This window comes from Flavobacterium arsenatis, from assembly GCF_031456785.1.
Lineage (GTDB): Bacteria > Bacteroidota > Bacteroidia > Flavobacteriales > Flavobacteriaceae > Flavobacterium > Flavobacterium arsenatis.
In genome coordinates, this window is sequence record NZ_JAVDVI010000001.1 from 119,331 (window position 1) to 134,523 (window position 15,193).

At 39.6% G+C, this 15,193-nt stretch carries 7 protein-coding genes; 2 read left to right on the forward strand and 5 right to left on the reverse strand.

Annotation, left to right across the window (positions count from 1 at the left end):
* Positions 1-37: 37 nt before the first annotated feature.
* The 4 genes from J2X31_RS00525 to J2X31_RS00540 form a co-directional block, all read right to left on the reverse strand.
* A complete protein-coding gene (locus J2X31_RS00525) occupies positions 38-8,179 on the reverse strand; it encodes a LamG-like jellyroll fold domain-containing protein (RefSeq protein ID WP_310023560.1) in 8,142 nt (2,713 codons plus the stop codon).
* Positions 8,180-8,395: 216 nt separating this feature from the next.
* On the reverse strand, positions 8,396-10,360 hold the full coding sequence (locus J2X31_RS00530; protein WP_310023562.1) for a cytochrome-c peroxidase: 1,965 nt from the start codon (positions 10,358-10,360) through the stop codon (positions 8,396-8,398).
* Between the two features lies 1 nt (position 10,361).
* Positions 10,362-12,233 carry a cytochrome-c peroxidase gene (locus J2X31_RS00535; RefSeq protein WP_310023564.1) on the reverse strand — a complete coding sequence of 624 codons (1,872 nt, stop codon included), beginning with the start codon at positions 12,231-12,233 and terminating at the stop codon, positions 10,362-10,364.
* Between the two features lie 196 nt (positions 12,234-12,429).
* On the reverse strand, positions 12,430-12,645 hold the full coding sequence (locus tag J2X31_RS00540; RefSeq protein ID WP_310023565.1) for a hypothetical protein: 216 nt from the start codon (positions 12,643-12,645) through the stop codon (positions 12,430-12,432).
* A gap of 218 nt (positions 12,646-12,863) precedes the next feature.
* Here J2X31_RS00540 and J2X31_RS00545 point away from each other — a divergent pair, with 218 nt between their 5' ends.
* Complete coding sequence (locus tag J2X31_RS00545) at positions 12,864-13,742, forward strand: T9SS type A sorting domain-containing protein (RefSeq protein ID WP_310023566.1); 879 nt, start codon at positions 12,864-12,866, stop codon at positions 13,740-13,742.
* A 48-nt stretch (positions 13,743-13,790) separates the two neighbouring features.
* Positions 13,791-14,198 carry a hypothetical protein gene (locus tag J2X31_RS18195; RefSeq protein WP_374725201.1) on the forward strand — a complete coding sequence of 136 codons (408 nt, stop codon included), beginning with the start codon at positions 13,791-13,793 and terminating at the stop codon, positions 14,196-14,198.
* Positions 14,199-14,525: 327 nt separating this feature from the next.
* Here J2X31_RS18195 and J2X31_RS00555 read toward each other — a convergent pair whose 3' ends face one another.
* Entirely contained in the window at positions 14,526-15,086 is a 561-nt protein-coding gene (locus J2X31_RS00555) for a DUF4494 domain-containing protein (RefSeq protein ID WP_310023567.1), read from the reverse strand.
* Positions 15,087-15,193 lie beyond the last annotated feature (107 nt).

A 15,193-nucleotide genomic window follows, 5' to 3' on the forward strand; every position in this document is an offset into this window, starting at 1 on the left:
AAATGAATGCCGGCCCTTATTAAAAATCTGGCTTATATTAGTTTACTTTCAACATTTTGAAAGTTGATGATTTCCCATCCACTTGAACTTGGATAAGGAAAACTTGTTCACCTACAATTTGCGAAAGGTCTAGTGCAATTTTTTGATTAGGTCCAGTAGTCTGGCTTCCTGTTTGAGAAATTATTCTTCCTAGGATGTCATATACTTGGATCGACACTTTTTTGCCAGCTTCTTCTTCCAATTGGACGGTTACAAGACCCGTAGTTGGATTTGGATAAACACTAACTTTGTCGCCTAATTCATTAGGGTTGTTTACTCCTAACTCTTCTTCCACTAAAATGTATTGTGCTTTTGTAACTGTTTCACTACTTCCTGCAATGTTTTTAGCTACAAGGCTTACATCATATATTCCAGCAGTTGAGTAGGTAATGGTTGGAGAAGCCTCTGTTGAAGTTGCTGGTGTTCCACCTTCAAAAGTCCATTCCCAACCGTTTGGCGTGTTGGTACTCAAATCGGTAAAGGTTACCGTTTCGCCTTCGGTTACTACCACTTCGTCTGCTACGAAATCAGCCAAAGGTACTTGTATTCCAAGATCTTTACCCAAAGAGAATACTACAACAGCCGAACCGTTAAAGGTTACGTCAGTGAAAGTAGCATCCAATTGTGGTGCATTGTTTCCGTTTGGATGCTGTACGGAGAAGAAACCATACTTGTAATCCGGTGTAAAGGTCAAACCTGTTGGCTCTGAACCGGCTGGCATCGAAGCAAAGATTTTTACTTTTGGATTGTTTTGAGTATGATTTGGATCAATCACCCAGATGTAGTTTCTTCCTCCATCCTGACACACCCAAAGATTTCCTTTGTCGTCAAAAACTAGGTTGTCGTTTCCGTCGGACCAAGCCTCATTTACAATTCCGTTTGCTGTTTCAATAGGATAGGTAACTCCTCCAGCAAAAACTTCAAATTCTGAAACTCCTGTTCCTTCTTCCTTGAATCTGTAGATTCTGTTCTTACCTTTAGACGTGAAATAGATTTTTCCGTCAAGAGGACTGATTTCGCAGTCTTCTACCCCATTGAAATTGGTTCCACCAAGAGCTCCGGCTAAAGTATTCAGATTATTTCTATCTGATTTTGTTGCATTTGGAACTTCAATCCATGTTGCAGTACTTGAACTTGCTTCGTCACCTGATAACGGTAAATCTAATTTCAATACATATACTTTTCCTGAATAAAGATTTCCAGGTGTGTCGGCTACAAATTTATAAACACAATTTGTTCCTCCATCTTCACCATAATAAGCGGTTATATTGTCATTCGCAACTACCACATTTTCGTGGTTCATTCTTCCCATAGCCCACAATTTTTCTTGTTTGCCATTTCCGTATTCTTTGACCAAGCCAGTAGCTGCATCGATTTCTACCAACCAACCCACATCTTCATATCCATCACCGTTAGCATCACCTCCATTGGTTGCTTCTTCTGCAGTAATTACCGTACCCCAAGGTGTTATCCCTCCAGAACAATTTCTGCTAGTGGTTGCCAAATCGGTATTGTAAAAATCTACTGGTTTACTTGCATCGATGTTCCATAAATTATTGTTAGAAGCATCTAAATGAAGATCGATTACTGAAACTCCACCTGGTGTGTTTTCGTGATTCACATACACTTGTCCTACTGTACTGCTTCCAGAAAGTGACAAATAGGCTGTATAATCATGGTTTCCTGGAACACTTCCTGATCCGTCAGTATAAGGAATTCCTTGTTTGAACATCTGTTGGAAACGGTGTTCCTCTGGAATGATCATCTTGTTGGTTTGTCCTGTAGGTGCGATCGATGTAAAACACGAAATATGTGGTGCATCACAATCTACAGGAATGGTAGCTGGCTTGTTTTTGATGTATAAATCAAACTTCAAGTCAGAACTTTGTCCGTCACGGTTGTGCACCTCAACAGCAATCCTGTTGATTCCTTCTTGGAAAACTGTTTTAGGAAGATCTTGAGTGAAATACCTGTTTTCATTTAATCCATCAACTATAGAAGCTGCATGTGTAGTATAGGTAATTTCGCCTTCCGGCATATTCTGTCTGAATACTTCCACTCCGTTTACATAAACCAAGGCTCCATCATCACGTTTTACTCCAAATTCAACCAAGTCTGAAATGTTGTTCAAATCAACTTGGATGTCTTTGTAGAAATAGGTCGTGATGTATTTGTTGGCCGAATTTGGACCGTAAGAAACCGTAGTAGCTACAGGATCTCCATACCCGAAAGGACCAAAACCTCTTGACCAATTATCGTTTTCAGCTGTTGTAGAGTTCCAATCAACAGCATCTAAACTAGAACCATTATCAAGGAAATACCATTCTGAATCTTGAACTAAAGGGAAATTAGTTATAGCAATTGGAGGCAATCCAGCCGAAACTTCCATTTCAAATCCGATGTCCGAACTGGTGGCACTAACTTGATGAAGCTCTACTGCAATCACGTTGTTACCGTTTTGCAACAAATTTTCGGTTTCAATCAATTCAAAAGCAATTTCGTTGTCTCCATCAATGGCAGTTAAGGCAAAAGTGTTGTATGTGATTGGTCCTTCTGGCATATTTCTTCTGAAAGCTTCCACTCCGTTCACATAGACCACAACACCATCGTCTTTCATCATATTAAAACGCAAATTACCATATTGAGAAGCATCTTCTACATTAAAAGTATGTCTCAAATAATAGGTAGGACGCTTGTTTTGGGCATCTCCACCAAAATCCAATAAAGTATTTTCGCGGTTATCACCATAACCTAATATGGCGTTTCCGAAAGCCCAAGCTGAATCGTCATAGGCATTTGTTTGCCAATCTATTCCTAAATCTACACCTGTGTCGTTGTATTTCCACAAACTTTGCAAGGCAATTGGGAACGTTCCTTCAGGATAGGTCGCTACGTTTTTCCAAGCCAAATATACCGGCATTTCTTCCAATGCGATTTCGCTGAACGAAACGATGTTGTTCGATTTTGTTCCTGTTGCAATAATCTCAAGAGCTTGTGCAGGATTTCCTTTCAATAGGAAATATTCGCTTGCAAGCAATTGAACATCGTTCAGGTTAGTAAATACTTTTGAAAGGTTAACGTTTAATTTTCCGTTATCCAAAAATAATGGATTCAGCAAGAAACGGCTGTTCAAGTAAAGCGTATCGGTTTCGGTTGAACCCAAAATCCCTAAAATTTCTTCTCCCACTTCTCTTCCAACAACAAGATTGCTGTTTTTATTTCCAATGGCATCTTCAAGATAAACTCCATTTTTTGGATCATTTTTCACGCTCCAGTTTCCAGATACGTTGTTGCTATAGGAAGCTTCCATTTCTCTTACCGGAGTAGTGGCTGGAATAATAGAAGCATTTGTATAAGAAACTTCAACGTTTTGAGAACCACTGTTGATCAGGAATCCGTTATCGTCGTGGTTAAAGGTATAATTGTAAACCAAGTTTGGAGTTGCTTCCGTAATGGTCAAGTACATATCCTTTCGGATTTCCTCGATTGATTTTGCCTTGCTCCAAATCCTGAATTCATCGATATTGTTCTGTGTTGGAGCATTGTTTGCCAAGTTTTTACCCAAAGCTAAATTATAGGTATTCGGAATAAAAGCTTGTGCTTGTGAACTGCTCACCAATTCTCCGTTGATGTAGAACTTGAATTCTCCGTTTGGCGTAAAGGTTACGGCAGTGTGGTTCCACTCGTTTAATTTCCAAACATAATTGGAGTTCAAGGAATTCCATCCTGCATTGTTGTCACCTTTACCCGTGATGGTTTGTAAGGTTTGATTGCTCAAAAACTCCATTTCCCATCCTCTGAAGGTACCACCACCATAACTGCTGAAACCAACTAGCTTGGTGTTGTTTCCGGCAGTCTGTGTCAAACGTGCCCAAAGCTCGATCGTGAAAGGTCCTGCCAAGGCTTCATTCACTCCTTCTTTTGGAATCTCAACCGAATGTCCGCTTGCCATATCCAAGGCACCTCCTTGCAATCCGATTGCGGCATTGACATCTTTTTTATAGGCAAGATAATAATTCCCTTGGGATAAGGCTAGGTTTTCAAAATCTACCTTCTTTTCATTTACAGTACCTGTCGAAACAATTTGATAATCGCTTGCTGGATCTCCTTTTAGAAGGAAATAGTTTTCAACCAAAGCGTTTACGGCATCGGTATCAATTCCGAAGATTTTCTCCAAGTCAATTTGAACGGTAGCCGTTGCAATATTCAAGGCATTCAAATGCCATCCTCCTGCTACATAAGTAGAATCTGTACTTGTACCTAATTGAAGACGCTCGTTGTTCAATTTACGGCTTATGACTACGTTTTCTGTAAAACTTGTAATTGGATTTTTTACATAGAAACCGTTTTCAGGATCGTTTTTAACGCTCCAGCTTGCCGTTACCGTATCAGGAAATTCCAAAATGGTTTGATTTACTGGTGCTGTTGTAGCAATAATGGTAGCATTTTGATACGGAATGGTGTTAGCCAAAGTTCCCGTATTGAGCAACGTTCCATTATCTTCTTGATTGAAAGTATAATTGAAAATCAGGTTCTCATCTGCAGTATTTACAATTGTATGCATCTGCGCCTTGATTTCCTCTTGGGTTTTCACTTTATTCCAAATACGGAATTCGTCCATCAAGGTTTTGGATTCTGCTCCGTAGTTGATGCTTTTACCTAAAGATAGGTTCCAAACTTCATTAAGGGCAAAAGTTGTAAAAGGGTTCGAAGCTTTCAATTCTCCGTTTACATAGAGTTTCACCGTTTGATTAGGCTGAACCGTCAAGGCGATGTGGTTCCACTCTCCAATTTGCAAAGGTTCTCCAGAGTTGATGGCATTCCATCCAGAACCATTGGTTCCAAAAGTAGCCGTTACCGATCCGTTTGAAGGGATTTCTAGTGCAAAACCTCTTGTGTTGTTGTTTACTCGACCGTTATTGGCAATTAATTTCGGATTTTCTCCTGTTGCTTCAATAATGTTGGTCCAGAACTCTAAAGTAAAAGCTCCAGCAAGAGTTGGATTAACAGTAGCAAACGGTATTGCAACATTATGTCCTCCGACAAGCGAAAGCAATCCGCCTCTACCTGCTTCGGTGCTCGTTTCTGACCAGGCAAGAAAATAGCTAGCATCTTGCAGGTTGGTGTTGAAGAACGTTACATTCTGTCCGTCGAAACTTCCATCTGCAATAGTCGTAAATTCAGTGTCCGATTCTTTTTTAAGCAAATGATATTCTCTTGAAGAACTTGTGATAGAATCAAATTGAACTGCTGTAAAACCCTGTTGCAAGTTGATTTTTACTGTTGCAAACGGACTGTTCACAGGGTCAATTCTCCAACCTCCTTTTAAGTAAAATAATTCTGGATGGTTGGGAACAACTGCCATTGTACTATCGGCACTTTTCCCAATAATTACATTGGTGTTAAATGCGGTTATAGGTTCTGGCAAAGTTAATCCTGCTACAATTGCAGCATTGTTTTTGCTCCATTTTCCTTTTACAATGCTTTGAAATTCAGGCTCAATAGCTCCAACTGGCGAAGTGGCTGCTGCCAAAACACCTCCATTATTCAAGGTTATTTGGTGCTGAAACATTCCTTTGCTTGTGAATCCTGTCTCGGTTTCGTTTGGACTAAAATCATAATAAACGGCCAAATCAGCTTCGGTACCCAACAACGGATAGTGCATCTGTTGCTTGATTTCTTCTTCTGTCAATGCTTTTTGCCAAAGGCGGAATTCATCCAACTCTGCAGCAATTAGTCCGGCTCCGTAGTTAGGGCTATTTCCAATTCCCAGTCCGAAATTATTGGTAATATATTGTCCAAATGGTGCTTGGGCAATCAGGCTTCCGTTTACATAATACTTGATGGTTCCGTTTTTTGTTGCCGTAACCGTTACGTGGTTCCATTCGCCAACATTCCAAGCCTCTCCTTGATTGGAAAGTGAGGTGTTCCATCCGCTGGTATTGTTTCCTAAAACCACATTCAATTTATTGGAATCAGGATATTCAAAAGAAATTCCGGTCGTGTTGTTGTTAATTCTTCCGTGGCTTCCTACTATTTGATAGTTGGTTCCAGGATCGGCATTCAATTTTGTCCAGAATTGGATGGAGAAATCATCACTGAAAACGTCGTTTATTATAGTTGCAGGAATAACCAATTGTTGTCCTCCGCTTACTTTTAATACTTCTCCACGACTGCTTTCAAAATCAGATTCATTGGCAATAGCTTGATCCGAAAGTAATCGGCCATAAAGCGTAAGCCCATCCAAAAGACCTGTGAACTTCTTACCTTCAAAATTATTTCCAATTTTTACATCGCCAGTTGATAGTGTTGGCGAAGCGATGTTCGACCAGCTTTGAATCAAGAAGCCATTATAATAAAGAGACAATTTTTTTCTTACGTTGTTGTATTTCCAAACTACATACGACCAAGTGTTAGGCAAAAGGCTGTATTGGCTGGTTTGTGTAATTCCTGTAGCGTGATCTTTGTAATTCAGTTTTCCGTTTCCGTCAATCCCGAAAGAAACGCCGCTTCCTTCTACTCCATTTGAAAGTATCGTTGCTCCATTTGTCGCAATTGCATCTGGATTCAACCAAAACGAAAGCGTATAGGAACGATCGTGTAACTGCAAAGAGGTATGATTTGAAATTTGTATCGAGCTACTTGTTGTTAGTTTCAAAGCTCCGTTTGCAACGTTATCTCTATCAACATCATAAGTAATATTTGATGACTGAACTGCATTTTGAAAAGGCGAAGCATCCGTCAAGGCATTGTCCATATTCAGGTCAAGCTTCTTGGCTTCGGTATCCAAACTGGTCAATAAATCTTGGTGGATGATCGATTGGAAATAAGCTTCTCCATTTAGTCCAACATATTCCACTTTCATCCTTCTGTCGTCTTCCTCTCCAAAAACATTAATCCTCAGATAGGTTTGCTTCATTCCGTTAAGAATACTGTTATTGTTATAATCAACCGTATAATTTCCATTACCAATATCAGAATTCAAATTACCTGATAAAAGATCAAATAAAGGATATTTGGTATCGCCATCTCGCATCATAAAACGCTGTTCATGGATATCGGCACATATAGAAAGCACACCATTGATGTTGTTGTCTTGGATGAACTTCAAAAAGCCAGCAGCTTGATTGCTTACACTAAAGTTTCTTCCTCCATAAGGTGTAAATGTAGGCGTTCCGTTAACAATCACTTTAAAAGTAGCTGTCGAATTTAAAAGTCCTTGCTTTAGCCATTCTAATTGCTCTGCACCAAAATGATCGGCTGTTCCGTCTCTGAAACTGCGATTATCGGTTAGGAAATATTCTACGTCTTTATATTTATAGGAAGAAAAAAGTCCTGGTCCTTCGGCTGTGCTCTTATATTCAGGATTAGGCCACCAATCCTTAAATATTTCACGCATCTCCCCGATAGTCGGCATATTCTTGTTGAACTCATTAGGTCCTAAATCATGATTGTCCGGAATAGACAATTGTGGCATTGCCATTGTCAGCTTATCATGATAACCTCTATAAAATCTATAACGGTCAAAAGCCATATCCTTGTTGGCCCAGTCGTCAACACCATCAGGACATTGCCCCATGGCATGTTGCAATCCTAATAAATAGGTGGCATCTCCCAGCCAAACCATCAAGTCACTGCCTTCATTTGCCATGACATTGAACATATCTGGATCCCCATTGATGTGGGTTGCTGATTCAGGAAGGTCAATACAACGGGTCAAATCATAGATTCTTCCACAACCTCCTGATAGGAATTCGAAATCGTCCACCACATTCTGACCGTTTTTGATGGTTGACATACGGGTGGAAGGTGTTCCATTAACGAGCACTTTTGCCGTATAGGTAACATTCGGCTGTAGGTTGGTGTATTCAAACGACCTCAGGCTGTAGCCCAGACGGTCATCAGAATTATACACTGTTCCTGTTAGTGGCGTGGCATCATTGCCAGTTAACGAAATGGAAAGGGTGTTTCCTGTTCCTGTTCCGTGTTTTGTAAGCACCCAAACCCGTACAGAATTTTCGTAAACGGGGCTGAACATAGGGCCATACACAATCGAATCTCCCGGAATGGCCTGACCGCGAACGGAAAAGCTCCAACAGAGAGAAAAAAGCAGTGCTAAAAATAGTAGGCTTTTTTTCATGATAAAAAATAATTAATAAATGGGTTATGAATGAGGCAAAAGTACGTCTGCAAGGTTGCCTCAGCATGAATGGTTTCTTATGATAAGTTCACTAAAATGTAACCATCGTTAACTAATGTTTAAGGAGCTAAAAACCTTTTAACTATTGGGATGATAGCATTTGCAAAAAGTACAACAAGGGAATATTGTTTTGTGAATAAACGTAAAAAAGAAGGACTATTTCCGGAATTTTTCAGGATTGTCTGTTAAGGATTCCATAAAAGCAATTAAGGAGGCAATTTCTCTTTTGGTGAGGTTGAGCGGTTCACTTGACAAGGTTTGATTTGGAAGTTCATACGACAATCCCATTCCACCTGCTCCACCTTTGTTGTAAAAATCAAGTACCTCTTCCAACGTTGGATAAGCTCCGTTGTGAAAATAAGGAGCAGTCAATTTTATATTCCTAACAGTTGGCGTTTTAAAAGAGTGACGGTAGATTTCTTCCCGGTCTTCCAATTTATTATTGGCAATCCTCCCCAAGTCGGCATCGATCTTTAATATATTCGGAGACTCAAAAACACCTAGGACTTCGCTTTCACTTTCATGGTACAAAGGCGGAACCAATCCTGAAAAAGTGGGTGCGAAATGGCACGTGGCACAATTGGCTTTTCCCATAAATAAATTAAATCCTCTTCTAACTTCAGCCGACACCTTATTGGTTTTCCCTTGAACAAATTGATCAAACGGACTATTTTGAGACCGAAGGGAAACTATGTAGGAAGACAACGCCAATGAAAAATAATAGCGTGTTATGATTTCTTTTTTACCGAAAGCAGTCTGAAAAAGTTGGGTGTAATGTGTATTGCCATTCAATTTTTGAACCAATTCCGAAAAGCTGGTGTCAAATTCCAGATGGCTTTCAATCACGTGTTCGCCCTGTTCCTCTAGGTCAAAAGCCCTCAGGTCATAGAAATATTTATCCGAAAAGACGGCGTTGATCAAAGTTGGGGAATTTCTCAAAACATGTTGTCCTTCTATGCTTGCCAATGATTTTTTTTCACCGTCAGTAAAAGCAAGTTCAGGTTTGTGGCAACTTGCACAACTCATCGTTTGGCTTTTGCTCAAATTCTGATCATAAAAAAGAAGCTTGCCCAACTCACGAAGATGCTCGTTATCATCTTCTTCTTTCAACAACGTATAATAATAAGGATTGATGAAATCTTCGTCAAAGATATTATCGCTGTAAGCATTCCAGCTTGCCAGCCTGTTGGTGGTTTCGGCTACTGATTTAATGTTCAATTCCTTTTGAAGCTCCAAGGTTTTCTTATACAACGGATTGATGAACTCCGTCAAGAATTCCAAGCGGTCGAAGGCATCGAAATTCTTATTCTTATTTAGATAGGCAACCGTTTTCTTGAAAAGTATATCAAGTTCCACCCTTTGCTTTTCGGATGCTTTCACTACTATCGGATGCAGTATTTTCTGTAGGCTTTTTAGGGAAACATTGGCTTCTTCTAGTGCATTCAGCGAACCTGGAGTATCAAACCCCGTGATTCCGAGTGTGAAAATCCTAACCAACTCTATCCTGGAAGCTTCCATCATTTCATAGTCATAAAAGAAAGTCCGCCTTTGCATCCCCTTTTCCAAAACCCTGAACCACTCTTGCAATTCAAAGGTATGTTTCTGGATAGCCTCCCCACTGGAAATTGCTTCATCGGAAAAGATCAATTCATCCAAAACCTGAAGCCCTACTGGTTCCACAACACGTTGTTCATCCTTGTAATGATCCGTATTCAAGTGGTCCAGAGGTAGGCTTTTGCTGTATTCTTTCGGACTTAATCCAGAATAATTTGGAGTATTTTCGTTTATTGGAAAAGGATCCAGATGGTTTAAAGGTGCTCCGTTGATGTAATATTTGATGTGCTTCGGAAAATAATATTCCAAAACAAATTCTATCTTTTTATAGGAATTTCGGGTGTTTTTTAATTGCTGCTGAAGTTGCTTCAAGCTTGCCTGATTCCTATTAAAATCATAAGCGGTTTGATGAAGCAGATCAATTTCCTTGCTCAATTCCTTTACATCTTTGAAAATTATCCTACGGAAATCATCTTCAAGATAAACCTCTTTTGTACTAAATTGTAAATGAAGAAACAGTACAGCAGGTGCCAAAAACAACAATCGGAAGGCTTTTTTAAATTTCATCTTAATAGCGATTCTGGTCGATTGCCTTCAAATCATCGAGTGATTTCATAAAAGCAATCAGGTCCTTTATTTCTTTTTCATTCAAATCAAGCGGATCAGGAGAAAGCGTTTGGTTGTAAACCGATAATCCTACACCTTCGCCACCTCCTTTATTGTAAAAATCTACCACTTCGTCCAAGGTTTTATAAGCTCCATTATGAAAATAGGGTGCCGTAAAACCTACATTTCTTACTGTCGTAGTCTTGAAAGAATGTTCATATATTGGAGCTTTCTCACTAAAAATCTGGTTGTCAAATCGACCTTTGTCAGCATCAAGTTTTACTACTGCATCTTTCGGATGGTTTAGGACGCCAAGAATTTCGCTTTCATTTTCATTATAAAACGGCGGAACCAATCCTGAAAAAGTGGGTGCGAAATGGCAAGTACCACAATTGGCCTTACCCATAAAAAGATTAAATCCGTTTCGTACCTCTTCAGGAAGAGTATTGATTTCATTTCGTATAAATTGATCAAACGTACTGTTGAAGGAATTCAACGAAAGGACATAGGAAGCCAAGGCTTTCGAAAATTGATCACGGTTGATTTTCTTTTCACCAAAGAGCTTCTTGAATTGGTTGCTATACTCTGGAATCCCATTCAATTTCTGAAGGATTTCAGCATAAGCAGTATTGAACTCACTCGTATTAAAGATAACGTGTTCGGCTTGTTGTTCTAGTGTAAAGGCTCGTAAATCATAAAAAAACCTATCGGCATAAACGGCATTGAGCAAAGTTGGGGCATTCCGTAAAACCGTTTTCCCTTGGAGGTTGCTCAACGATCGGGCATTCCCATCGGTAAAGGCTTTTTTGGGATCATGGCAAGTGGCACAGCTCATTTTTTGATCGCCACTTATAATCGGGTCATAAAAAAGCTGTTTTCCCAAGGCTCTTAACGCATCGCTATCTTCTTCTCTTTTTAAATCGGTAAAGAAATAAGGATCCAAAAAATCATCCGAGAAGATGGAAGTACTTTTGGAATTCCAGGCACTCGTACTGGTCAAGAATTCAGGACTCGCCTCACCATCCAAAGCACCCAATTTTGCATAAAGCGGATCGATATAGGATTTCAAGAAAGCCAGACGGTCGAATGCTTCAAATGAATTGGCTTTTTTCAAGACATCTATCGCTTGAGTAAAAAGCAGTTCACAATCCTTGATAGCAGTAGAATTGGTTTCACTTTGATTTAGAAATTCCAGCATTCCCTGCATCGAAGCAGTGGCTTCCGGCAAGGCATTCAACGAACCCGGAGTATCAAAACCTGTTATTCCTAACGTAAAGATTCTGACCAGCTCCAAACGCATCGCCTTTATTTGCCAATTTCCCGTTGGTTTTTTTTTGTGGATACTTTCACAAAGGAGACCATAATTCGAGGTAAGCCTTTTGGCCAATGCCGAAATTTGAACTTTTGATGCTTTTGCTTCATCCGAAAAAACCAATTCATCGAGTACTTGGAGTCCTTCAGGTTCCAGTACCATAGGACTGGTTCCTTTTTTTATAAAAAGCAAAGGTGCTCCGTTGAGATGTTCCTTGACATATTCTGGATAATAGAAGGCAAGTATAAATTCAATTTTCTTATAGTGGAGTCGTGTAGATGAAAGTGCGTTTTGCAGGGAATCTAACGGAATCTTTCCTAGTTGGAAGGCATCGGCAACATTATCGAAATGTTTCACAGAAGTATTTAGCTCGTCTGCATATTTTTCAAGTAATTGCTGGTTGACTTTCAGAGGAATGTCGCGGTAGGAAGATTCAGATGCAAAAGAGAAAAAAGCTAAAGTAACCAAAGAGCCTATTAATCCAAAGCTTAACGACTTGATTTTTAGATAAGGGGTAAACATTTATTGGGGCAGGAATTAATTTTATTCAATCCTACAAACTTACTTATCAACTGTCTCCGGCAGGTTATCGAAGTATTAAGAAATCATATAATGTTGGAGAAATAACAAAAAAAAACAAATCCCAAATAACCGACAACCGACAACTGATAACTGATAACTGATAACAAAAAAAAAGCCCCAAAAGGAGCTTTAAATTTTAAACGGCACTTCCCGGACTGGTTGGTGCTTCTCCACCTGCAGGATCCACATCTCCCCAGTCGCGTCTTTCATCTGCTTCTGCTTCATCAATGTCATCTTCTTCGTGCTCTAGATCGTCCTTTCGGTCGTCTGGACGTGTGTTATACGGCTGTTGGGTGTTGAAATCATGCGTTTCGCGTTCGCGATCTTCGTTGTGTTGTTCAGAAGTGTTCATAGCTTTATTTTTTTTGTGGAAGAAAAACCTCCTTGGTTATTATGATAAAGGTACGGTCGTTTACAACGATTTTTTTATAGGATTCACGCTAAAAGTTGCAGGATTGATAGATAAAGTCTTTATGTTTTAAATTAATATTTTTTTAACTTTTGCTGATGCTGCCTTTCTTCTTTTATTGCATCTAATAACCGTTAAATCATAATCATCAATCAAAACAAATGAAAAAATCAATTCTTACAGCCTTATTCCTAGGCTTGCTTTCTTATGCAAATGCACAAGAAATACTTTATTCACAGGATTTCGAAGGAAATAATGACGACATTTTTGCCGACGGCTGGGATGTCATCGACCTTTACGGGCAATCTCCTGATGGTGGCATCTTCAATCCAAGTCCGTCCATTCAAGCTATTGGATTTACAGGAAAAACAATTGGCGTACTTACTTTTACCACAGTCGTGGGGTCTGTTCTCACCCATATCACAGGAACAGATGTTGCCATTAAATCTGCAGATTATGATCTTCCTGATGGCCCGAGCTATGCCACTCTCAGAGTCGGCAGTGTGGCGGTTGGAGCCATTGGTAGTGCCCATTATTCTATTTACATCATGGCAAGTACTGAATTTAACGGCATTGCTACACCCGAAGCCCTCAAAAATTATCTAAACACCAAGACGCCAGTGCGATCTGAAACTGTTTTTGCCTCCTCCTCTATGATTTCAATAGACCTTACTGCCTATGCAGGACAAAATGTGTCCCTGATTTTCAGACTTCACGATTATCCTACACACAGCAATACTATTCTACTTTTCGATGACATCACAATAAAAGCAGGAACGTTAGACACTCCTGTTTTTAATGCCAACCAATTTGTCGTGTATCCAAATCCTACAAGCAACCTAGTGAGCATCCGTGCATCAAACACCTTGAGCATCAACAGCATTACGATTTCTGATTTAAATGGCAGGATTCTAAAAACACATGCATTCAACAGTCTTGCCAGTGTGGAGCTAGATCTTAGCGAAATGGCTACAGGAACCTATTTTCTGGGTATTTCTTCAGAGGAAGGAACAACTACCAAGAAAATAATAAAATCATAAGCAAATTATCTATAGTCCTAAAATAAGTTGACACAAAAGTTGACATATATGAAAAACAAAGATGTTGAGAGTGCTTCAAAACGGTCTCAAAAAGATTACAGCCTGACCTTTAAATTACAAGTTGTAGACGAAATAGAAAAAGGCTACCTCACTTATAAAGAATCACAAAAGAAGTATGGCATCCAAGGCAGAAGCACTGTTTTGGTTTGGTTAAGAAAACATGGTAACTTAGATTGGAAACCTAAATCTACCAAGAAATCAAAACAGTCGCCTAAGACCGTAATCTCTCAATTAGAAGCAAAAATAAAGAGGCTCGAAGCGGAGAAAGAAATACTCAACCATGTGATAGATATAGCTGACAGCACAATGAATGCGGAAATCAGAAAAAAGTATTTACCCCTGTTGCAAAAAGCTTACAAAGCACAGAGGAAAAATCCCGACACTCCATTAATTTAGTGGCTTCTACACTTGGTTACAGCCGTCAGTAGTTTCACAAACAGCAGAAAGATTTTGTTGCAAAAACAATACTAAAAACCAAGCTAATCTACTTGTTGATAAGCAACGGAAGCTATTGACCCGATTAGGAACACGAAAGTTACATCATGTGATTTGCAAAGAATTGGAACTGCTAAATATAAAATTGGAGAGGGATAAATTGTTTGCCTTACCTATAACTGAAAAGCCCCGACTTAAAATCGGGGCTTTCTCTTTATAAACAATTAATCTTCAGCGTCTTTAATGCTTTATACACATTATCCAAACTATCCGATAACAGACAAGCAACTAGCTGTTTTCCACTTCATGCTGCTGGAGAATTTCTTCAACCTCAACTTCGTCATCATTGTTAGTGGCTAACTTTGAGGCTTTTGCTGCGTTAAACCGTTCTATGCTTTCGATTTCTCCCTCATCACCACTAAAATAAGGAAACACATCCATGATTGGTGATTCAGAAACAGCCGTAATCGTATAGTCACCCATTGTATTCTTCATCGCTGTTACCGTATTGTCAAAGGCATCCCTCACATCATTGGCCTGTATCAGAAGGTTCATGCCCGTCTTTCGTTCCTTGCCGCTTTCTTCATCATAGGCTATCAAGGAAACCCTTGACTTGAACCAGCGGTCGGCATTTTCAAACGGATGGATCTCGGCAAAGTTGCCGTGCTTGATGCCTGTCACCTTGAACTCCTCACTCACATAGGCCGACATCTCCTCGTTGATCCTTCGCTCTGCCTCCGTATAGGAAAGGGCATCAACCAAATAAGGTTCGGTGGTTACTTTTTGAAGACCTGTGGCTTCATCTACTTTTCTGTATCGTACTTTGCATTCGTACCAAATTGCACTCATATTATATTTTTTAGGAGGTCAAAGATAGATTTTAATGGAAATGAAATAGGTGGTCTGGAAAAATAGATATTCACAATTTGTGTAGTGGGTCAGTGGTCAGTCGCAGT

What these genes read in the sequence shown, in the direction of transcription:
- J2X31_RS00530 (WP_310023562.1), bottom strand. Translation starts at nt 10,360, where the DNA reads ATGAAATTTAAAAAAGCCTTCCGATTGTTGTTTTTGGCACCTGCTGTA.
- J2X31_RS00535 (WP_310023564.1), bottom strand. Translation starts at nt 12,233, where the DNA reads ATGTTTACCCCTTATCTAAAAATCAAGTCGTTAAGCTTTGGATTAATA.
- J2X31_RS00525 (WP_310023560.1), bottom strand. Translation starts at nt 8,179, where the DNA reads ATGAAAAAAAGCCTACTATTTTTAGCACTGCTTTTTTCTCTCTGTTGG.
- J2X31_RS00555 (WP_310023567.1), bottom strand. Translation starts at nt 15,086, where the DNA reads ATGAGTGCAATTTGGTACGAATGCAAAGTACGATACAGAAAAGTAGAT.
- J2X31_RS00545 (WP_310023566.1), top strand. Translation starts at nt 12,864, where the DNA reads ATGAAAAAATCAATTCTTACAGCCTTATTCCTAGGCTTGCTTTCTTAT.
- J2X31_RS18195 (WP_374725201.1), top strand. Translation starts at nt 13,791, where the DNA reads ATGAAAAACAAAGATGTTGAGAGTGCTTCAAAACGGTCTCAAAAAGAT.
- J2X31_RS00540 (WP_310023565.1), bottom strand. Translation starts at nt 12,645, where the DNA reads ATGAACACTTCTGAACAACACAACGAAGATCGCGAACGCGAAACGCAT.